General features: G+C 54.7%; 17 protein-coding genes and 1 pseudogene. 12 read left to right on the forward strand and 6 right to left on the reverse strand.

Going from position 1 to position 20,708, the window contains the following annotated elements:
* Positions 1-37: 37 nt before the first annotated feature.
* Both BAA01_05250 and BAA01_05255 read right to left on the reverse strand, forming a co-directional pair.
* A complete protein-coding gene (locus BAA01_05250) occupies positions 38-1,462 on the reverse strand; it encodes a glutamyl-tRNA amidotransferase (GenBank protein ID OUM88509.1) in 1,425 nt (474 codons plus the stop codon).
* A gap of 27 nt (positions 1,463-1,489) precedes the next feature.
* On the reverse strand, positions 1,490-2,797 hold the full coding sequence (locus tag BAA01_05255) for an MFS transporter (GenBank protein OUM88510.1): 1,308 nt from the start codon (positions 2,795-2,797) through the stop codon (positions 1,490-1,492).
* A 331-nt stretch (positions 2,798-3,128) separates the two neighbouring features.
* Here BAA01_05255 and BAA01_05260 point away from each other — a divergent pair, with 331 nt between their 5' ends.
* From BAA01_05260 to BAA01_05295, 8 genes are all read left to right on the forward strand, one after another.
* Positions 3,129-4,586 (forward strand): aminobenzoate synthetase, encoded by a 1,458-nt coding sequence (locus BAA01_05260; protein ID OUM88558.1) that lies wholly within the window; start codon positions 3,129-3,131, stop codon positions 4,584-4,586.
* Positions 4,587-4,647: 61 nt separating this feature from the next.
* Positions 4,648-5,514, forward strand: coding sequence for a branched-chain amino acid aminotransferase (locus tag BAA01_05265; GenBank protein ID OUM88511.1), 867 nt, complete (start codon positions 4,648-4,650; stop codon positions 5,512-5,514).
* Positions 5,515-5,914: 400 nt separating this feature from the next.
* On the forward strand, positions 5,915-6,790 hold the full coding sequence (locus BAA01_05270; protein ID OUM88512.1) for a hypothetical protein: 876 nt from the start codon (positions 5,915-5,917) through the stop codon (positions 6,788-6,790).
* A 53-nt stretch (positions 6,791-6,843) separates the two neighbouring features.
* Entirely contained in the window at positions 6,844-7,854 is a 1,011-nt protein-coding gene (locus BAA01_05275) for a hypothetical protein (GenBank protein ID OUM88513.1), read from the forward strand.
* Entirely contained in the window at positions 7,836-8,624 is a 789-nt protein-coding gene (locus tag BAA01_05280) for a hypothetical protein (GenBank protein ID OUM88514.1), read from the forward strand. The genes BAA01_05275 and BAA01_05280 overlap by 19 nt, the downstream gene beginning before the upstream one ends.
* Before the next feature lie 5 nt (positions 8,625-8,629).
* A complete protein-coding gene (locus BAA01_05285) occupies positions 8,630-9,337 on the forward strand; it encodes an ABC transporter ATP-binding protein (protein ID OUM88559.1) in 708 nt (235 codons plus the stop codon).
* Positions 9,338-9,372: 35 nt separating this feature from the next.
* Positions 9,373-10,605: a hypothetical protein gene (locus BAA01_05290; GenBank protein OUM88515.1), complete on the forward strand. Its 1,233-nt coding sequence runs from the start codon at positions 9,373-9,375 to the stop codon at positions 10,603-10,605.
* A gap of 146 nt (positions 10,606-10,751) precedes the next feature.
* Positions 10,752-11,642, forward strand: coding sequence for a UTP--glucose-1-phosphate uridylyltransferase (locus tag BAA01_05295; protein OUM88516.1), 891 nt, complete (start codon positions 10,752-10,754; stop codon positions 11,640-11,642).
* A gap of 75 nt (positions 11,643-11,717) precedes the next feature.
* On the opposite strand, the gene BAA01_05300 is transcribed toward BAA01_05295, so the two are convergent.
* Positions 11,718-12,635, reverse strand: coding sequence for a hypothetical protein (locus tag BAA01_05300; GenBank protein OUM88517.1), 918 nt, complete (start codon positions 12,633-12,635; stop codon positions 11,718-11,720).
* A gap of 230 nt (positions 12,636-12,865) precedes the next feature.
* On the opposite strand from BAA01_05300, the gene BAA01_05305 reads away from it, so the two are divergent.
* Positions 12,866-13,618 (forward strand): hypothetical protein, encoded by a 753-nt coding sequence (locus BAA01_05305; protein OUM88518.1) that lies wholly within the window; start codon positions 12,866-12,868, stop codon positions 13,616-13,618.
* Positions 13,619-13,685: 67 nt separating this feature from the next.
* Here BAA01_05305 and BAA01_05310 read toward each other — a convergent pair whose 3' ends face one another.
* On the reverse strand, positions 13,686-14,645 hold the full coding sequence (locus BAA01_05310; protein OUM88519.1) for a 1,4-dihydroxy-2-naphthoate octaprenyltransferase: 960 nt from the start codon (positions 14,643-14,645) through the stop codon (positions 13,686-13,688).
* Between the two features lie 193 nt (positions 14,646-14,838).
* Positions 14,839-15,942, reverse strand: a pseudogene (locus BAA01_05315) (tRNA 2-thiouridine(34) synthase MnmA).
* 185 nt (positions 15,943-16,127) lie between these two features.
* Here BAA01_05315 and BAA01_05320 point away from each other — a divergent pair.
* Positions 16,128-16,475, forward strand: a complete 348-nt coding sequence (locus BAA01_05320; protein OUM88520.1) for a glyoxalase — start codon at positions 16,128-16,130, stop codon at positions 16,473-16,475.
* Positions 16,476-16,779: 304 nt separating this feature from the next.
* Here BAA01_05320 and BAA01_05325 read toward each other — a convergent pair whose 3' ends face one another.
* On the reverse strand, positions 16,780-17,226 hold the full coding sequence (locus BAA01_05325; GenBank protein OUM88521.1) for an ATPase: 447 nt from the start codon (positions 17,224-17,226) through the stop codon (positions 16,780-16,782).
* Positions 17,227-17,720: 494 nt separating this feature from the next.
* Here BAA01_05325 and BAA01_05330 point away from each other — a divergent pair, with 494 nt between their 5' ends.
* Both BAA01_05330 and BAA01_05335 read left to right on the forward strand, forming a co-directional pair.
* Positions 17,721-18,728, forward strand: coding sequence for a quinone oxidoreductase (locus BAA01_05330; GenBank protein ID OUM88522.1), 1,008 nt, complete (start codon positions 17,721-17,723; stop codon positions 18,726-18,728).
* Positions 18,725-20,542: an acyl-CoA dehydrogenase gene (locus tag BAA01_05335; protein ID OUM88523.1), complete on the forward strand. Its 1,818-nt coding sequence runs from the start codon at positions 18,725-18,727 to the stop codon at positions 20,540-20,542. The genes BAA01_05330 and BAA01_05335 overlap by 4 nt, the downstream gene beginning before the upstream one ends.
* The last annotated feature ends 166 nt before the right edge of the window (positions 20,543-20,708 follow it).

Raw genomic sequence — 20,708 nt, forward strand, 5'->3', positions numbered from 1 at the left:
GGTGCTTACCCCGCCTTGCGGCACAGTCCATTCCATGTCATTGGATATCGAACTTTACGGTTGGAAGCGAACGTTCCTGTTCAAACGCATAAGCGAAACGGTATAGATTGGCTTCGTCAAACGGCTTTCCGATCAGCTGCATGCCGATGGGCAATCCCGAAGACGAGAAACCGCAAGGCACGGAGAGGCTGGGCAAACCAGCAAAGTTGGTGGGACTTGTCAAACGAACCAGCGCCGCCCGGACGTGTTCTTCCTGTCCACGGATCGATACCTGACGTTGTCCGATGTCCGGCGGCAGGATGGAAATCGTCGGCGTGACAATCACATCCGCTTCTTTCAGCGCATGCATATATTCCTGAACGGCCGCATGTTTCAGCTGCCGGGCATGGATATAAACATGCGCTTTTTCGTCTTGGCCGGTAAGCAACCGTTCTCTTACCTCCGGGTCGTATTGCGCTGATTTCTCCCGGAGCATGGCTTCATGGACCGCATAGGCCTCGCTGCGGATGGTGATTTGCTGTGCCGACAGGATGTTTTGTATGTTGGGCAGATCGATGACGCGGATTTCCGCCCCCAGGTTTTCGAACACGTTCAACGCGTTCCGAACCTGCTGCTCCACTTCTTCCTGCACATGTTCAAAGTAGAAGGAGGAAGGGACGCCGATGACGCTGCCCTTGATGCTTTGCCCGATGAGACGGGTATAGTCTTCCGCGCCGGTCTTTACGGCGTACGGATCCCGTTCGTCGTAACCGGCCAATGCGTTTAATAACAATGCATTGTCCAATACGGTGCGGGTCATCGGTCCCACGTGGTCCAGCGTCCAGCTTAACGGATACACGCCGTATTTGCTGACAAGGCCAAATGTCGGCTTCATGCCGACAATGCCGCAACAACTGGACGGAATGCGTATGGAGCCGCCGGTGTCCGTCCCCAATGCGGCAAAGCACAAAGCCGCCGCGACGGCCGCCCCGGATCCGCTGCTGGATCCTCCCGTGATTTTGGACAAATTGTAAGGGTTTTTCACCGGGCCAAAAGCGGATCGGTCTCCCGTTGGGCCGTAGGCAAACTCGTGGGTGTTTAGCTTTCCGACAATCACCGCCCCGGCCTGCTTCAATTTTTCCACAACGGCCGCGTCGTGATCAGGAATATAATCCTTGAAAATTTCTGAACCCATGGTGGTACGGACGTTTTTCGTATAGATCAAATCTTTTAATCCGATTGGCACGCCATGCAGCGGCCCTCTCCAGTTGCCGGCGGAAATTTCCTTCTCCGCTTGCAACGCGCTTTCCATTGCTTGTTCATGCATGACGGTGATGTATGCGTTTAGTACGGGATTGACTTGTTCGATCCGTTCCAAGAGCGCCCTTGTCACTTCGGCCGGTGATAGCTGTCTCGCTTTGAAGGCGTTCGACAATCTGGCGATATCCCATTGCAAGATGTCTGTTTGAGGTGTATTTGCCATATTGACCTTTCCTTTCGTTAACTTGGGTCAGTTTGCCGTTTTTGTATTGGATGGGTTATGACCCGGTTTGACAAAGAGCATGGCCAACATGCCGACGACAACCGCCACTACGGCAGCTGTGAACATCGAAGTGTAACCGTAATTGGCGACCAAAAATCCGGTCAGCGTAGGCGCGACGATGGTGGCAATATTGGTGAAGAAGTGTGTAACGCCGCCAAACGTGCCTGCCCGATCGGGTTCCGTGTCAATAATCACGGACCAATACACGGAGTTCGGCAGGAAATTGAAGGCGTTTCCGATGGCCATCAAGGCCATCACGGCCACAATGCTGTCGACGACGGGAATCAACAGAAAACAGATGGCTGTCAGGAAAAGGGAAACGACGGCAAGACCGGAACGGGCGATGCGCAGATTCCCCGTTTTGCGCCGCAGCGCGTCAGAAATTTTACCCCCCAACAGCACAGTGAAGCAGGCGCCCACCCAAGGAATCATGCCCAAATACCAGAGCGCGCTGAGCTGAAAGTTGAACACGTCCTGGAGATATTTTGGCGTCCAGGTGAGCAGAAGGAAGTTGACGTACTGAAACGAAAAATAACCGATGGTGTTGAAAACCAAGGTCGGATTTCGGAAGAAGTGGTACCATTTTACGTTGGGATCTGCGGCGCCCACCGTTTTTTCGTTTTCCAGCAAATCAGCTTTGGACCGGATTTCCGCCAACTCTTCTTTCGATACTTTCGGATGATCCTCCGGCAAGTTGGTGAATACCTTGGCCCAGATGATCACCCAAATGATGCCGATCACACCGAGGATGACGAACATCATTTTCCAGTTGGTAATGGATAAGAGCGCCACTGCGACGGGAGCGGTCAACAGTGCTCCCAGGGGCGTGCCCAAAAGTCCCAGTGCGACGGCAAAGCCTCTTTCTTTGGGCGCGGCCCAGTTGGCCATCGTGCGGTTGATGGTTGAAAAAGTAGGACCTTCCGCCAGGCCAAACAAGATCCGAAACACGGCAAATCCGGCCAGCGCAGAGCCGCCGAACAGAGCGAGGCCGATTTCACCCGCATAGGCAGTGGCGATTTCAAATACCGACCATGCAAGCCCTGCGAGGATCCAAACAAATTTTGGCCCTTTGCGGTCTGCCAAAGCCCCGCCGAACAAAGCGCCGACCATGTAGCCGTAACCAAAATAGCCCAGCACCGCTCCCCATGACGCGGCATCAAAACCAAAAGCGGCGATGATGTCTTTTTGCGCATAGGCAATCGCGCCGCGGTCCACATAGTTGACCACGACCATAAAGACAATCATCCCCATGATAAAGTAACGATAATTTCTCATCGCTTTCAACCTTTCTTGTAGTGATTTTTCCAATCGTCACGATGTGGAAGCAGGACCCGGTTTTGGGCGCCTGATATTATCATTACCGGATCTTATCATTTCATCATTGCGCCTGAGCATATATGATTTTTTTATGTATTTTTAGCATAATAGAATGAAGTCAAAAAGTGAATAGCAGGCAAGTCGCATGCCCCTCGGTTGACGGTTGAAAAAAGAAGCGGATATGATGATAGGCGTCATCGATCATATCTGGAGCAATGTCTGGAGCGTGAGCGCGTTGTATCTGACATCGCGAAACGATTACAACACATGGAAAGCGGAAGGGTTCGCGCTGATCCCGGTCGTCAAAAAGATATGCGGGATCGAAGCGGAACAGTGGTTTGCCCTTGCGGAAAAACGGCAGAAAAACGAGTTTTTCGCCCTGTTGCAAAGCGGCCGCGGCGGACGGTACAGCTACCTGGGCCATGGCCTGTTCGGTGTGGTGAAGGCGAAAAACGGCCGGATGTGGTTCCGCGCTGGCGGCAGTGAGCGGAAGATCACCACCGCCGATCCACTGGCAACATTCAAACGGGAAATGGAGCGGTGGAGGGCGCCGCGGTTGCCGGAGGGGCCGGACTGGCTGGGCGGGGCGGCGGGTTATCTCGCTTATGATCTGGTTCGTTATTTCGAAAGGTTGCCGCAACTTTCGGCAGACGATCTGCGCTTGCCTGATTTTTATTTTTTGCTTTACCGGGATGTGATCGCCTATGACCATGCGGAGGCAGCGGCATACATCATCAGCAACGGGTTTGCGCAAGAAGGGGAAGGTTTCGACGCCGTAGCGGCCCGGGTGGAAGAGCTGCAACGGGAGCTCGCAGCATCTGGCCATGCAGGATTTGGCCATGAAGCCGGGGACGGCGCGGTCTCGCCGGCCTCCCGCCTTTTCAATGGCGAGGATGGGCCGGGAGGTCCGATCCACTTGTCTTTGGACAAAGAGGCGTTCGTCCGGGCGGTGGAAAAGGTCCAGGAATACATCGCCGGCGGCGATGTTTTTCAGGTGAACCTTTCCCTGCGCCAGTCGCGGCCGCTCGTGGCCGCGCCCTGGACGATTTACCGCAACCTTTTGCAAATCAATCCCTCGCCGTACATGGCCTATTTGCAGGTGCCCGAATTTCAAGTTGTCTCTGGGTCGCCGGAATTGCTGATCAAAGTCAAAGGCTCCGGCATCCGGACGCGCCCGATCGCCGGCACGCGGCCACGCGGCCAGAACCGGGAGGAAGATTCGCGCCTCGCGCAGGAACTGCTGGCGAACGAGAAGGAACGGGCCGAGCACATCATGCTCGTCGATCTGGAAAGGAACGACTTGGGCAGGGTCTGCCGTTACGGCACAGTAGAGGTGAGCGAATTAATGGTCATCGAAGCGTATTCGCACGTGATGCACATTGTCTCTGGCATCACCGGGGAACTGGACGAAGGCAAAGATGCGTATGACGCGATCCGCGCTTGTTTTCCCGGTGGGACGATCACCGGCGCGCCAAAAGTGCGAACGATGGAGATCATCGAGGAACTGGAACCTGTGCGGCGCGGGATTTACACCGGTTCGATCGGTTGGATCGGATTCAATGGGGACCTGGAATTGAACATTGTGATCCGCACCCTGTTGGCCAAGGACGGATGGGCGCATGTCCAGGCGGGGGCCGGGATTGTGATCGATTCCGATCCGGAGGCCGAATATCGCGAATCGTTGAAGAAGGCCGAGGCGCTTTGGCGTGCGTTCGAGATGAGCGGAGCAGGCATGCGGAAGGGCTGAGCCGGGTGTGATGTTGCGAATCGGCAGATGCCTAAATAGAAGAACAGGCGGGTGAATGAACATGGCACAGGCGGGCTACGTCTATTTGAACGGCGATATCGTGGAAGCGGAGAATGCCGTGGTTTCGGTTTACGATCACGGCTTTCTTTATGGTGCCGGCGTTTTTGAAACGTTCCGCGCGTATCAGCGGCGGCTGTTTCTCTTCGACGCGCACATGGATCGCTTGTTCTCAGGCCTCAGGGAACTGGGGATTCGCCTTCAGATGAACCGGGAACAACTGCGGGAGGCGGTATTGCGGACCCTTGCCGCCAACGGCTTGCAAGACGCCTATATTCGCCTTTCCGTCACCGCAGGTGTGGCGGGGCTGGGCTTGTCGGCGGAAGATTACACGCGCCCCACTGTTTTGGTCATGGCAAAAGAGGTTCCGCGGTTTCCGGATGCGATGTACGAAAAGGGCAAACGGCTGCTCACCGTTTCGATTCACCGCAATACGCCCGAAGGCCATACGCGTCACAAGTCCCACAATTTTTTGAACCAGGTTTTGGCGAAAAGGGAACTCGGGGAACAGGCAGAGGCGGAAGGGCTGATGCTGACGCGGGAAGGCTATGTCGCCGAGGGGATCGTCAGCAATATTTTTCTCATCCGGAGCGGGAGGCTCTTCACCCCGACGCTGGCGACCGGGATTTTGCCCGGCGTGACGAGGGCGTTTGTGCTGCGTCTGGCGGGCGAGCTGGGGATTCCCGCGGAGGAACGCGATTTTCGCCGCGAGGCGCTGTTTGCGGCGGATGAAGTGTTCCTGACCAATTCCATCCAAGAGATTGTCCCCGTGTGCGAGATCGACGGGGTGACGATCGGGGAAGGAAAAAGGGGCCCGTTCACGCAGCGGTTGCAGCAAGCTTACCGACAGCATGTGCAAACGGGCAGCTGACCGGAAATGCAAAAATTCTTGTTGCTTTTTATGGACAGACATGGTAAATTAGGGGACGAATTACCATAAAACATAGTGTTTTGATATGAAAAATCATATATCTTTATTTAACCTCAATTTCTGGGGAAACCGCATCCTGTCATGTAACCGCATCCTGTTATGCGATGTTTAATGAATATACAAATATTGTATATCATGAAAACAATTCCGTTTAACAAATAGATAACAGGAGATCCATATGCGGAGACATGTTTTGCAAAAAAGTGAAGACATGTCTTGCAAAAAACTGCAGAAAGAGATTTTGTAACCCTTTTCTTGGATTGGCATGAAAGTTGCTTAAATTTCCATTTAAAAATTTTGTCAAAGTTTGACGTAAATTCGAGGGTGGTGACGTGTACTGATGGATTTTAGCATTTGGCTCTCCCATTTTTTCAATGCGCTCACGCTTGGTTTCCTGTTGGCCTTGATCACTTCAGGGCTGACGCTCAGCTTCAGCTTTTTAAACGTGATCAATTTTGCCCATGGCGCGATGTACATGTTGGCCGCGTACTTAGGTTACCAGTTTTATCAGGCCACAGGGCAGTTTTGGCTCGCCTTGCTCGTCATCCCCATTGTCATGGGGCTGATCAGCATGCCGCTGCAGCACTTTGTCCTGCGGCGTTTGGCCCCGGTATCGCCCATTTATGTCATTTTGTTTACCTTTGGCCTTGCGCTTGTTGTCGAAAATGTGACGCGGATCATCTGGGGACCCAATATCATCAGCGTTTCCCCGCCGCCGCTGTTGTCAGGAAGCATCGATTTGTTCGGGGCGCCCTTTCCCGTTTACCGGTTGTTCATTATCGTTTTTAGCGCCCTTGTTCTCTTGAGCGTGTATTTCATTCTGCACCGGATGCCGGTTGGCATTATCGTCCGCGCGGGGACGGAAGATCAGGAGATGGCCGCCGCCCTGGGTGTAAACATTCACTTGGTTGGCGTCGGTGTGTTTGGATTCGGCACATTTCTCGCCGGGTTGGCCGGCGTCATCGCGGCTCCGTACACGGCCCTGAGTCCGCATATGGGCGTAAGCATTATTGTCATGGCCTTCCTCGTGATGGTGATCGGCGGCATGACCAGCTTTGCAGGCACTGTCCTGTCAGGTTTGCTCGTCGGATTTGTGCAGGTTTTCGGCGGCATCTATTTTTCGGATTTGGCGACCGCTTTTGCATTAATCCTGATGATCATCGTGATCTTGACGAACCAGAAGGGATTAAGCGCCCTGTTTGAAAAAGCCCGATGACGGCAAGCAGGGAGGCGGTTGATGCGGAAGTACACGGCTAAAGGAGGATCACCTTGTCCAACGCACCTGTTGACATCGAGCAAAAAAAGAATCCGCCCCTCGCCGGCAGACGCACGCAGATCAACGCGGGACAGCGGCGAATCGATTGGGCCGTTTACGCCGGCTGGGCATTGTTGTTCATTTTGGCGCTGACCACATTTACCCCCTTTTACCAGCGGTTTTTTATCGAAATGATGATCTTTGCCATTTTGGCGATGAGCATGGATTTAACGCTTGGGTTTACAGGCCTTTTAAATTTGTCGCATGCCCTTTTTTTCGGCTTCAACATTTACGTGTTGGCCATTTTGCTCACGAATTTTGAATGGCCTCTGCTGCTGGCTGTGCTTGCAGCGCTGCTCTTGACCCTGTTGCTGGCATTGATCATCGGTTATTTGAGCAGCCGCCTGCACGGCATACAGTTTGCCATGGTCACGCTTGCTTTTGTGGAATTGATTTACATTTTCGTCATGAAATGGCGAAATATGACAGGCGGTTCAGACGGGAAGCGCATCGCGCGGGAAGCTGCCGAGTTTTCGTTGGGCGGGCTCCAAATCAATATGAGCGATACGCTGCCGCTCCTTTTCTTCGTCAGCGCGTTGTTTCTGGCAAGTTATTATGCGCTGCGCCGCATCGTCAATTCCGCTTTCGGAAATGCCCTGGTGGCGGTCAGGGAAAATGAAGAACGGGCGAAATTTCTCGGTTACAACATCTTTCGCCTCAAATTGCAAGCCTTTGTGGTCAGCTCGCTGTTTAGCGCGCTCGCCGGGGTCGGTTACGCGTTTTTAAAGATGTACATCTCACCCGAATATGTCTCGTGGACACTCTCGGGTGATGTCTTGATTATGACGCTCTTGGGCGGGGCAGGAACACTCGTCGGCCCGATCGTCGGAGCGATGGGATTGGTCTGGTTTAAAGATTGGGTGAGTTCCTACACCGAGCACTGGATGCTCATCGTCGGTCTGTTGTTCATGCTTGTCGTTACCTTTATGCCGAAGGGGGTGCTCGGATGGCTGTTCAGGAAATAAGCGCGTCCCAGCTTTTAAAAGTCACGGATCTGGCGTTTGCCTATCGAAAAATACGCGTCATTGAGGGGATCGATTTTCACTTAAACCGCGGGGAAATTTGTTCCGTGATCGGGCCGAATGGCGCGGGGAAAACCACCTTTCTCAACCTGCTGAGCGGCAAACTGGTGCCCAATCGGGGAGAGATCGTCTATCGCAACCGTTCCATCACGCGCCTGTCGCCGGAAGCGCGCCGCCATTTAGGATTGGCCCGTTCCTTTCAAATCACCAACATTTTTCTGCATAAAACGGTTTATGAAAATGTCCGCTTTGCTGTACAAGGGTTGCATAAGAAGCGCTACGCGATGTGGAGACCGATCGATGATTATCGTGATATCGAAAAGGAAACGGAAGAATTGATCCATCTCATGAATTTGCAGGCGTTGAAAAACGCCCGCTGCCTCGATCTCGCGTATGCCGAACAGCGTCTTGTGGAACTTGCGCTCACGCTGGCAGGCGGCGCGGAAGTGCTGTTGCTTGATGAGCCAACGGCCGGTCTTTCTCTCGAAGAGAGCCGTTATGTTGCCGCGCTGATTCGGCGGCTTGTCGACGAGCGGGGTGTGAGCATCGTGTTCATTGAGCACGATATGGACATTGTCTTTTCGATTTCGGATCGCATTGCCGTGATGTACTACGGCAAGCTCCTCGTCACGGATACGCCGGAACGCGTCAGACAGAATGAACAGGTGCAAAAAATATACCTCGGAGAAATGGGCGGTGAATCAGTTCAGTGAATAAGATCCTTGAGCTTGACGACGTGCACGCGTTTTACGGAGAGGCGCACGTCCTGCACGGGGTTTCTCTCGTTGTTCAACCTGGACAAGTCGTATGTCTCATCGGCAGAAACGGGATGGGCAAGTCAACGACCCTGAAAGCGATCATGGGTTTGGTTCATGTCAGAAAAGGGGGGATTTATTATCGGGGAGAAGCGATTACCAACTGGGAGCCGTACAAAGTATTCAAGAAAGCGATCGGCTACATCCCGGAAGATCGCCGCATTTTTGCAAGCTTGACGGTGAGAGAGAACTTGTTGTTGGGGGCCTATTATGCGCCGAAAAAGAAAAAACGGTGGACGATCGAGGAGGTGTTCAAACTATTTCCGGTTCTCAAGGAAAAACAGGACCGAAGCGGCGCGATGCTGAGCGGCGGCGAACAACAAATGCTGGCGATTGCCCGGAGCTTGATGAGCGATCCGGAATTGTTGCTTATCGACGAACCGTGCGAAGGCCTGGCGCCGATTATCGTGCAGGAATTGGGCGCAGCGATCAAGCGGCTGTATGAAGAAGGGCTGCCGATCCTCTTGGTCGAACAAAGCCTCAAGCTGTCGAAAGAGCTGGGTGACTACTACTATGTGTTGAGCAAAGGCCAGGTGGTGTTTTCCGGCGATCGCCAAGCGTTGTTCGGCGACGGTGACGTGATCAGCAAATATTTGGGCGTAAATGTTTGAATAAAATAAAAAATATGTTTTTAGGGGGATGAGGTATGCGGTTTTTTCATCGGCGGGGTTGGCTCGTTTCATTGGTCGTTGTCATGGCGTTATTGTTGGCTGGATGCGGTGGATCGACTTCCACGGGCGGGCAGGCGAATGATGCGGATAAAGGCAGCGGTGACACGCTGAAGGTTGGTTTTCTTGGCGACTTGAGCGGGCCGTATGCGGATATGGGAAAAGAAAGCCTGGATGCGATTCAAACCGCGGTCAACGAGATCAATGAACAAGGCGGACTGCTGGGCAAAAAGGTGGAACTCGTCTACGAAGACGACGAGTTAAAACCGGACATTGCGCTTCGCAAAGCGGAAAAAATGGTCTTGGATCAAGGGGTGAAGTTTCTCTTTGGCAATACCAGCAGCGCGGCTGCGTTGGCATTGGAAGAGAAGTTGCCGCAATGGGGCGTGCTGATGTTCGGCTATGTGACCAAATCGGTCAAGGTGACGGCGCCGGAGGTGAATGAAAACTTTTTCCGTGCTTGCCACAACGACGATCAAGACAAGGCGGCGATTGAAGACTACCTTAAAAGAGGCGGGGTCAAGTATCAGAACTATTACTTGGTCGGAGCCGACTATGAATGGGGTCACGACATGGTCGAACAGTTGGAAAACATCGTGAAGAACCTCAACGGCAACATCGTCGGCAAAGAATTTACACCGCTTGGTTCGACGGAGTTCGGTACGGTCATTACCAACATCCGCAGCAAAAAGCCTGATGTTGTCCTGGCGGCGCTGGGCGGCACCGATCAAGTGAATTTTCTCAAACAAGTGGAGAGTTTCGGTCTGATGAAAGACGGTATCGACGTCATTGTCACACCGCTGATGAACATTTCTTTGAAAGCCGAGGTCGCCGGTGTGCGGGGACCGCTCAATTACCACTATTCGATTGACACTCCCTTGAACAAAAATTTTGTCGAACGGTTTGAGAAGGAACACGGATATAAGCCGCCTAATTTCGGAGGCGAGGCATATAACGCGGCCCTCATGTTGTTCGAAGCGATCAAAAAGAGCCAGTCCACCGACGTGGAGACGCTGAAGAAAACGTTGGAAGACAATTTTGAATTCGAAACCAACTTGGGCCGCCTAAAAATCGATCCGGAAACGCATCAGCTCATGCACCCGAATTATATCTTCGAAACCGTGAAAGATCCGGCAACAGGGAAGATGGACTTGAAACTGGTCCATACCACTCCGATTGAGGTGGCAAACGCCGTTTATTTAAATAAATAATGCATGCATGCATGTACACATGCATGCACATCTGGACTGCCCCGGTTGCGGGGCAGTTTTTTTCTTTTTTTGCCAGGAAAGTCAGGAAACTGATACAATAGAGGAAGCCGTCCGTATGACGATCTGATGGGAAAGGGGGCGTTGCGGTGAAAGTACGAAAAGCGATCATTCCCGCGGCGGGTCTGGGGACGCGCTTTCTGCCGGCGACCAAGGCGATGCCGAAAGAGATGCTGCCCATTGTGGACAAGCCGACGATTCAATATATCGTGGAGGAGGCGGTGGCCTCCGGAATCGAGGATATCATCATCGTGACGGGAAAGGGAAAAAGAGCGATCGAGGATCACTTCGATACCTCTTTTGAGCTGGAGTATCACTTGCGGCAGAAGGGGAAGCTGGACCTGCTGGAGGAAGTGAGGCGGCCTTCACAGGTGGAGATTCACTATATCCGCCAGAAGGAGCCGTTGGGGCTGGGCCATGCGGTGTGGTGCGCGCGGAAGTTTATCGGCGATGAGCCGTTCGCGGTGCTTTTGGGAGATGACATCGTTCAGGCGGAGGTGCCCGCCCTGAAGCAGATGATCGAGCAGTTCAACCGTTACCGGGCTTCGGTGATCGGCGTGCAACCGGTGCGCGAGGATGAGGTGGAACGCTACGGCATCGTGGAGGCGCAGAAGATCGATGAAGCTTTTTACCGGGTTCTTCACCTGGTGGAGAAACCGAAGCGGGACGAGGCGCCGTCTAACCTGGCCATTATGGGCAGGTATATCCTGACGCCGCGGATTTTTGACTTGCTGGAGAAGCAGCAGGCGGGCAGCGGTGGAGAAATCCAGCTCACGGACGCCATTTCCGCGTTGAACAAGGTGGAAGCGGTGTATGCGTACCAGTTCGTCGGAACCCGTTACGATGTCGGGGAGAAGCTGGGGTATATCCAGACGATGATCGAACTGGCCCTGCAACGGGAGGAACTGCGCGCCGAGCTGTTGGATTATCTCCACAGATTGCTGGAGAAGGAAAAAGCGGCCAACCGTCCGCTGCGGTAGAGACGCAAGCTCCGGTGCAAGGGAGCCTGTCCGATGGGTTGGCAGTGAGCCTGTCCCCACGGCCTGGAGGCGAGCCTATCGGTGGCTTGTGGAATGAACCGGTTGCTCCGCGAGCATGTAGATGCCTTCCTCTTCCCGGACCAGTCCCTGCTCCACCAGCCGCTCCAAGTGGTGTTTGATCATGAACATGTCAAAGAGGCGGTTCAGGGCAACGGGCGGGGCGTGCTTGCGGAAGATGGGCCTGCCTTCCATCACCTCTTCCAGCGTGCAAGGCTTCTCGCGCAGGATGTTCAGGATGCGTTCGTCCCGTTTGGCAATTTTGCCGGTGTAGTTGTCCAATAGCTGGTCAAGGTCTTCCCGGTAAATCTGGGGCATGTGGCTTGTGATCAGGACAGCGGGCCGAATGGCACGGATCTTTTCAATATCTTCAACAAAGCGGACGATGCTGGAGTGGGGATTTCCATACCAAGGTCCGAACGGGGTCATGTCCACGTCCGTGGAAAAGAGAATGCCGTTTTTTTCCTCATAAAGCATGATGTGATCACAGGCGTGGCCGGGAGCGTGAATGACGCGCAGTTTGGTCTTGCCGAAGTCCAGCACGTCTCCGTCCTGAATGGTGTGATGGACCTGCAGATTGGCGCTGAACCGCCCGCTTGCGATCAGCTCCTGCTGCGATTCGGGATCAAGAAGATGAATGCCCGTGTATTCCGAAACCTTTTCCGGATTCCGGAAGACTTCGGCGCTATAAGCAGGCACCCAGAGTTGCGCCTGTTCCGCGAACAAGTGATTCAGAATCGTGTGATCCTTATGAAAATGCGTGTTGATCACGATCTCCGTTTTTCCTTGATATTCCGCCACTTCACTGGCGCCCGTGTCAATGATGACGGCCACTTCACCGTCAATCCGGAGGCTGTTGCAGGCCGGCAAATTCCCAAAAAGCGGATGATGGCCGAAAATGACGCTCATTTCATCCGTCAAGCGAAGTATGTTCACGCAGGTCACCTCTTTGGATTTTGTGCTTGAAAAATCTGTACGACAACAGATTATACCAAATTTGAAGAGTGGATAGATAGGAATCTGAGTGAAAATATCGTATTCTTTTTAAAACGGCGCCTGTCATGCGGACAGATGAGGCCATAGAAGGCTATAGATGAGATGGATGTGGCTGTAGATGAGATGATAGATGAGATTTTTCAACGAGATTTTAATATGAGGTGACAGCCATGCGATTGAAGGAAAAAGTGTGCTTGATCACCAACGCGGGTGACTACATGGGTCCCGCCACGGTGAAGGAATTTCAGCGGGAAGGAGCCATTCTCTATGTTCATGGAAAGGATGGCGGGAAGGTCAGGGAGATGCTGGAACGGTTTGAAGTGGATCTCTCCGCGATATCCTTGTTGGAGGCCGATATTGGAAGTCCGGACGGGGCGCAAAAGATTGCGGAAAAAGTGAGCGGGGAGAAGGGGAGAATTGACGTTCTGGTGAACGTCAACAGCCATCCCCCCGGCGGGTCACTGGTCCATGAAACAGAGGAGGCGTTCTGGCGGTCCATGTTTCACCGGCTGGTGGATGAGCTGTTTTTCATGTGCAAGGCGGTCTTGCCGTTTATGATCGAAGCCCGCAGAGGGAAAATCGTCAATTTTACCTCGTCGGCCGGTGTCCGGGGGATGCCCAAATACGCGACCTATTCGGCCGCGCGGTTTGCGGCGAACGGCTTCACGCAGGCCTTGGGACGGGAGGTGGCCCGGTACAACATCCAGGTCAACGCGATTGCCCAGAATTATGTGGAGAATCCGCAATACTATCCGGATGAGCTGATCGCAAATCCCGAGATTTTGGCCAAGATTCAGCAAAAAATCCCCCTTGGCCGTCTGGCCAAGGGGTGGGAGTCGGCCCGGCTGGCGGTATTTCTGGCCTCGGAGGAAAGCGATTTTCTCTGTGGGGAAGTGATCCGTTTTACGGGAGGCGGAGACTGAGATCCGCCTGATGTCCGCCGCGCCGGAAAGCCGGATGTCACCTTCCATGCCTTCAATTTATCATCCTTCAATTTATTATAATGAAGCCTTCCAGTAAAATGCCGGCCATCAGCAAGATGCCGTATTGGGTGTGCAGCTGGGCGGTCGATTTCATGGCCGGCATCATTTCCGCCGGCTTGGTCTTGCCGCGAAAGCGGCGAATGGCCTGAACCGCTTTCGGCAGGCTGAGCAGGACCAGCAAAAACCAGTATGAAGCGATGATCAGTGCGTACACGATGGTCCACAGATACGCCGCGGCAAACATTCCGGCGAGAAGCTGGATCGCTTTCGGGCGTCCGAGCCGGATGGCCAGCGTTTTGCGCCCGCGCTCCCGGTCGCTGTCCAAGTCACGGATATTGTTGGACAGAAGGATGGCCCCCACCAGGATGGCTACCGGTATGGAAGTCAGAACGACATCGCGGCTCAGGGTGCCCGCCTGAATGTAGTAGGAGATGAGCACGATCACTGGGCCCATAAAAAATCCCGAGGCCAGTTCGCCAAACGGGGTATAGGCCAGCGGGTAAGGCCCGCCGGTATAAAAGTATCCGACCGCCATGCTCACCAGGCCGACGACGGCAATCCACCAGCTGCTGTTGGCGCAGATGTAAAGGCCCAGCAGGATGGCGATGAAAAAGAAGAGGATGGCCAGACACAGCACGGTCTTGGGGGAGATCCCGTCACGCACGATGGCCCCGCCGATCCCCACCGATTCCGGGGTATCCAGTCCCCTTTTGTAATCGTAGTACTCATTGAACAGGTTCGTCGCCGCCTGGATCAGAAGGGAAGCCGCCAGCATGGCGAAAAAGAGCGGCAGATGGATCGCGGTGTGACTCATCGCCATCGCCGTGCCGATGAGCACCGGGATCACCGAGGCGGTCAGGGTATGGGGGCGCATTTGACGCCACCAGACGCGCCAGTCGGGCAGCGGAGGAAGGGTTGAAGCGGGGATGATTGGTTTTTCCGGGTTCAATGCGCATCCCCCTTTCATGATGTGTTCGGATGTTGTTCCGTACGGTGGGGATCAAGGACATGCCGTATTGTTTCAGATGATACAAATTTATACGTTATACGATTTATACGTCATGCGATTTATACGATTATACGGTGGTTGCCTGGATGTGCATCAGGTCATGCATCTCTGAAAGTGGCCGGGTGTACCCCGCAAGCAGGTAATCCTCCTCCTTGTAGATGTGGTGGATGATCCCGCCGCCCAGGCAGATCTCGCCGTCGTAAAACACCACGGCCTGGCCAGGGGTGACCGCTTTCTGCGGTTTTTCAAAGCGGACCAGACAACGGCTGTCCGGCAAGATTTGAATCGTGACGTCCTGATCTGCTTGCCGGTAACGGAACTTGGCCGTGCAGGAAAAGCGGCCCGTCGTTCCTTTCACCGGAGGATGACCGCTGATCCAGTTGACATCGGTGGCCAGCAAGCCGTAGGAATAAAGGGCTGGATGTTCGCTGCCCTGGACGACGTAGAGGATGTTGTGTTCCAGGTCCTTGTCGGCGACGAACCAGGGCTCGCCGGTCCCGCCTCCGCCAATGCCCAGCCCCTGCCGCTGGCCCAGGGTGTAGTACATCAGTCCCTGGTGGCGGCCCTTCAGCTCGCCGTCCAGTGTCCGGATGTCACCCGGCTGGGCGGGCAGGTAATGGCTGAGGAACGAGCGGAAATCCCGTTCGCCGATAAAACAGATCCCCGTGCTGTCTTTTTTCCCGGCGGTCGGCAGCCCCGCTTCCCGCGCGATCTGCCGCACCTCTTGCTTGGTCAGGTGGCCGAGGGGGAACAGGGTTTTGGAAAGCTGGTACTGGTTCAGTTGGTTGAGGAAATAGGTCTGGTCCTTGTTCCGGTCGGCCGACCGCAGCAGGTGCCAGGTGCCGCCGCGCTGTTCCAGGCGGGCGTAGTGTCCGGTGGCGATGAGGTCGGCACCCAGTGAGAGCGCCTTGTCGAGAAACTGGCCAAATTTGATCTCGCGGTTGCACATCACGTCCGGATTGGGCGTCCGGCCTTTCCGGTATTCATCCAGGAAATAGGAAAACACCTTATCGCGGTATTCCTGTTCAAAGTTCACGGTGTAATAAGGGATCCCGATATGTTGGCAGACGCGCTTGACATCTTCAAAGTCTTCCTCTGCCGTGCAATGGCCGAATTCGTCGGTGTCATCCCAGTTTTTCATGAAGATGCCGATCACGTCGTAGCCCTGTTGCTTGAGCAAGAGCGCCGCGACTGAGGAGTCGACGCCGCCAGACATGCCGACGACGACGCGTGTCTGCTGGGGCGATTTGGACATGGGGATCCCTCCTTTTTTGCAAATACAAGTTACATCTATTTTAACAAACGGCAACAGGGGCGACAATTGAACAACTTTCCACGAACTTTTCCACTTCCGTCTGAAAGTTCGCGCGAACAGGTGAATGCCGTATTTGGTTATGCTATGATTGAGTTGCGTGTAATTCAGCCAAACGGGGGATGATGATGAAAATCAAACTGACCAGCGTATTTGTAGACGACCAGGACAAAGCCCTCAAGTTCTATACGGAGGTCTTGGGTTTCGTAAAGAAACAGGATGTTCCGGCAGGGGGAGCCAGATGGATCACCGTCGTCTCACCGGAAGGTCCGGACGATATCGAGCTGGTTCTCGAGCCCAACGGCAACCCGGCTGCCCAAATCGACGGCAAACCGGCTGCCGCGTCATTCCAAAAAGCTCTCTATGAGGCGGGAATCCCTTTCACCTCGTTTTTTGTGGAGGATGTTCACAAGGAGTACGAAAGAATGAAAAAGCTGGGTGTGGTGTTTACGATGGAGCCGACAAAAACGGAATAGGGAGTCTATGCGATATTTGACGATACTTGCGGCAACCTGATCATGCTCGCCCAGGTGAACGCATGACGGCGCCAAAACAAGACGGCACCAATACCAGACGGTGCCAAAACAGGATGGTGCGGATACCGAAAACCCGGTACCCTGTACGCTAGGGTTCCGGGTTTGATATTTTTGCTCGTGGCAGGGACAACCCGGACGAGCCGCAATGGCCGGATTGCCCCATTCCAATATCCGTTGCACGTGCATATCCGTGGCAAGTGCGGATTTCACAGCGTTGCCGGTTCTGGGCCTGCCAGGTTCCGCCTCACTGAAGCGCGAGTGTCGGGGCCAGCACGTCGAGCATCTTGGTCCAGGCAGCCTCTGTGCGGTCCGCGTAGTCCGCCCAGTCCGGGTGCAATTGGTGGGTCAAGGTCAGCTCACATCCGTTCTCCAGCGGCACAATGTCAATGATCACGCGGGAACTTCCTTCTTCGTCCGCCACTCCCCAGGTGAACGCGAGGCGGCGCGGCCGGTCGATTTCCAGATATTCTCCGACGTGGTCAATTTCTTGACCTTGCCGACGGACAACGAAAGAGAACGATCCTCCCACGCGTGGGTCGAGGGAAATGCGCACCACTTCTTCCTCGCGGAGAGCAGGGCCGAACATCCATTTGCCGATCATGGCAGGGTCCAGCCAAGCGTCAAAAACTTGCTCCGGCGATGCAGGATAGCGACGGGTGACGCGAACTTTTACAAAGGATTCAGCGTTCATACTGAACATCCTTTCTTCAAGATTATCCTTTTTTCTCAGAATTGCTGCGCTGGTTGTTTGTACAGCCATTTTTGCTTCGCCATTGGGATAAGAATAGATAGAGGCTGGATGGTTGTCAATCGCCAAGTAATTGATATTTTTCCCGTTGCGGCGTTGCCATATCACAGACGCACAACCGAAAAGAGGCTTTGCATGGAGGAGTGGGGATGTTCACCGGGCTCTTTGGAGTCCGGTTTTTTGTTATGAAAAACGTTCTGCTCATCCGTTAGTCATTTAAATCTTGGTTTGGGCTTGGTTATTGGTTGTCACTTAGTCGGTTTTAGTCGGTCATAAATATTGTTGAAGGAAATAGACATGGTTTTGTCGTATATATTCATTGGAATAATTTTTTTCTAGGGAATGGGTGTTTTCGTTAACAGGAAAAAATGCGAAATATTTGTTTTTAAAAAACAGTTTTCTAAGGAAAAACGAATCAATCAAAGGAGTGAAGAGGAGTGGAGAAGACATTTCGCGCGCTGGTGGTGGAGAAGACGGAGGATGCATTTACCGTGGAAGTGCGGGAACGCAGCCTGGATGATTTGCCGGAAGGGGATGTGACGATTCGCGTCTGCTATTCCAGTGTGAATTACAAGGATGGGCTGGCCAGCATCCCGAACGGGCGGATCCTCACCCGGTATCCCATGGTCCCGGGCATTGATCTCTCCGGGATCGTGGTGGATTCCAAGGATCCCCGGTTTCGCGAAGGAGATGAGGTGCTGGTCACAGGGTATGAGCTGGGCGTCTCACACGAAGGGGGATTCAGCGAAATGGCCCGCGTTCCGGGAGACTGGGTGGTTCCTCTGCCGGCCGGATTGACGCTGAAAGAGGCGATGGCCATCGGTACGGCGGGGTTTACCGCTGCGATGTCGGTCCACCAGCTGATAGAACACGGGGTTACACCGGAGAAAGGGCCGGTGCTGGTGACGGGTGCGACGGGCGGCGTGGGTTCCAGTGCGGTGGCGATGCTGGCCCAACTGGGTTATCACGTGGCGGCCAGCACGGGAAAGGATTCGGAGCATGATTATCTCCGGAAGCTCGGCGCGAAGGAAATCCTGCACCGCGATGAGGTGTCAGCGGAGAGCAAGCGGGCCCTGGAAAAGGAACGCTGGGCGGGCGCGGTGGATCCGGTGGGCGGGAAGACGACCGCCTATCTGTTGCGGACCACCCGGTACGGTGGCGCGATTGCCTTGAGCGGGCTGACCGGCGGAGCCGAACTGGTGACAACCGTGTTTCCGTTCATCCTTCGCGGCGTCAACCTGCTTGGCATTGATTCGGTCTACTGCCCGATGGAACTGCGGAAGCAGCTTTGGGAACGGCTGGGCAGCGATTGGAAGCCGCAGGGCTTGATGGCGGAGATCGCCCGGGAGGTCACCCTGGATACTTTGAAAGAGACGCTGGCCGCCATTTTGCGGGGTGAAGTGCGTGGCCGGACGATCGTGAAACTGGGAGGCAGGGACGAATGAGCCAGCACCATGGGAAGGACAACGAAAGAGAACTCACGCCAGGGGGCTCCTTTCTCCTCCGTCCGGTCTCGCCGGAAGAAGTGTTCACACTGGAGGATTGCGACGAGGAGCATCAGATGATTGCCCGGACGGCGCGGGATTTTATGGAAGAAACGGTGATGCCGCACGTGGAGGCCATCGAGGAAGAAGCGGATGATCAGCTAGTGGCCCGCTTGATGCGGCAGGCGGGGGAGGTGGGCCTGCTCGGTCATTACCTGCCGGAAAAATACGGCGGCAGCGAGCTGGACAAGATCAGCTCGGCGCTGATCAATGAACAGACGGGACGCACCGGTGCTTATGGCATTGCCCATGTCAATCACACGGGGATCGCCACGTTGCCGATCTACTATTTCGGGACAGAGGAACAGAAGCGGAAATACCTGCCGGGCCTTGCGACCGGAAAGCTGATCGGCGCCTATTGCCTGACCGAGCCGACCGGTGGTTCGGACTCGCTTGCGGCCAGGACCACCGCTGTGCTGAATGCGGCAGGTACCCATTACGTGCTGAACGGGACCAAGCAGTTTATCACCAACGCCGCTTTTTCCGACACGTTTATTGTTTATGCCAAGGTGGACGGGCAGCATTTTACGGCTTTCATTGTCGAGAAGGACTTTCCCGGCCTGCGCCTTGGGCCCGAGGAGCGGAAAATGGGCATGCACGGCTCATCGACGCGGCAGGTGATCCTGGAAGATTGCCAGGTACCGGTGGAAAACCTGCTGGGAGAAGTGGGCAAAGGGCATCAGATTGCCTTTAATGTCTTGAATATCGGCCGGTTCAACGTGGGAATCGGTTGTCTGGGTGCGGCGAAAGAGGCCTTTGGCGAGGCGGCAAGGTATGCCGTTCAGCGCAGGCAATTCGGCCAGCCGCTGGCGGCCTTTGGTGCGATTCAGGAGAAGCTGGCTGACATGGCGGCCCGGATCTTTGCGTTGGAGTCGCTGCAATACCGGACGGCTGCTCTGTTGGAAGCGGCGTTTGCGCCGATAGGCCGGACAGGCGGCAACATTTCGGCCGAATTTGTCCGGCGCTCGCAGGCCTATGCGCTGGAGTGTTCGATTTGCAAAGTATTTGGTTCGGAGTCGTTGGATCGGGTGGTGGACGAGGCGGTTCAGATTCATGGCGGGTACGGCTACATTCGGGAGTATCCGGTGGAACGGATGTACCGGAACTCCCGGATCAACCGCATCTGGGAGGGGACCAACGAAATCAACCGGATGATCATCCCGGGGATGCTTTTGCGCATGGCCAAGGCCGGGCAGTTGCCGCTGGAAGAGGCGATTGGCCGGGCGCTGTCGCAGGATCCCCGTCTCGATCTGGTTCCCAAGGTGTCCCCTGATGTGTCCCACGCGTTGGGTGAAATGCCGGACTGGCTGGATGAGATGAAGCTGTCCTTTCTGCGTTGCATCGGGCTGGCCTGGCGGCGGATTGGCGAGCGGTTGCAGCAAGAACAGGAGGTGGCGATGCGGCTGGCCGACATGGCCATCTGGATTTACGCTGCGGAAAGCAGCATCCTGCGCGCGGCCAAGACGGTTGCGAAGCAGGGAGAGGAGACGGGTGCCCTGCAGGTGTCGCTGGCCTCGCTGGTGGCTCACGAGGCGGTGGCGGAAGTGGAACGGGCGGCCCGCTATATCCTGGACACCCTGATGGAAGAGGGCACGGCGGAAACGGATGTCAAGAAATGGCGCCAGGCGCTTTCCGCGGTCTCATACAAGGGAGTGCGCGAACAGAAGCGGTTGATCGCCGAAAAGATGGTGGAGGCGGGCCGCTACCAGTGCTGATTGGTTGATTGGCTGAGCTGGGTTTGCGTTTGGCGGTTTTATATGGCTGTTTTCGTTTGGTGGCTGTTCATTAGCGGTTCGTTATTTGATAGTGGATGGTCCATTTTTTGGAATGGTGCAATGGCTGTGGTGCCCAAGACAGGGGATGGATGAACAGGGGACCATC

The organism is Bacillus thermozeamaize (genome assembly GCA_002159075.1).
Classification (GTDB): domain Bacteria; phylum Bacillota; class Bacilli; order ZCTH02-B2; family ZCTH02-B2; genus Bacillus_BB; species Bacillus_BB thermozeamaize.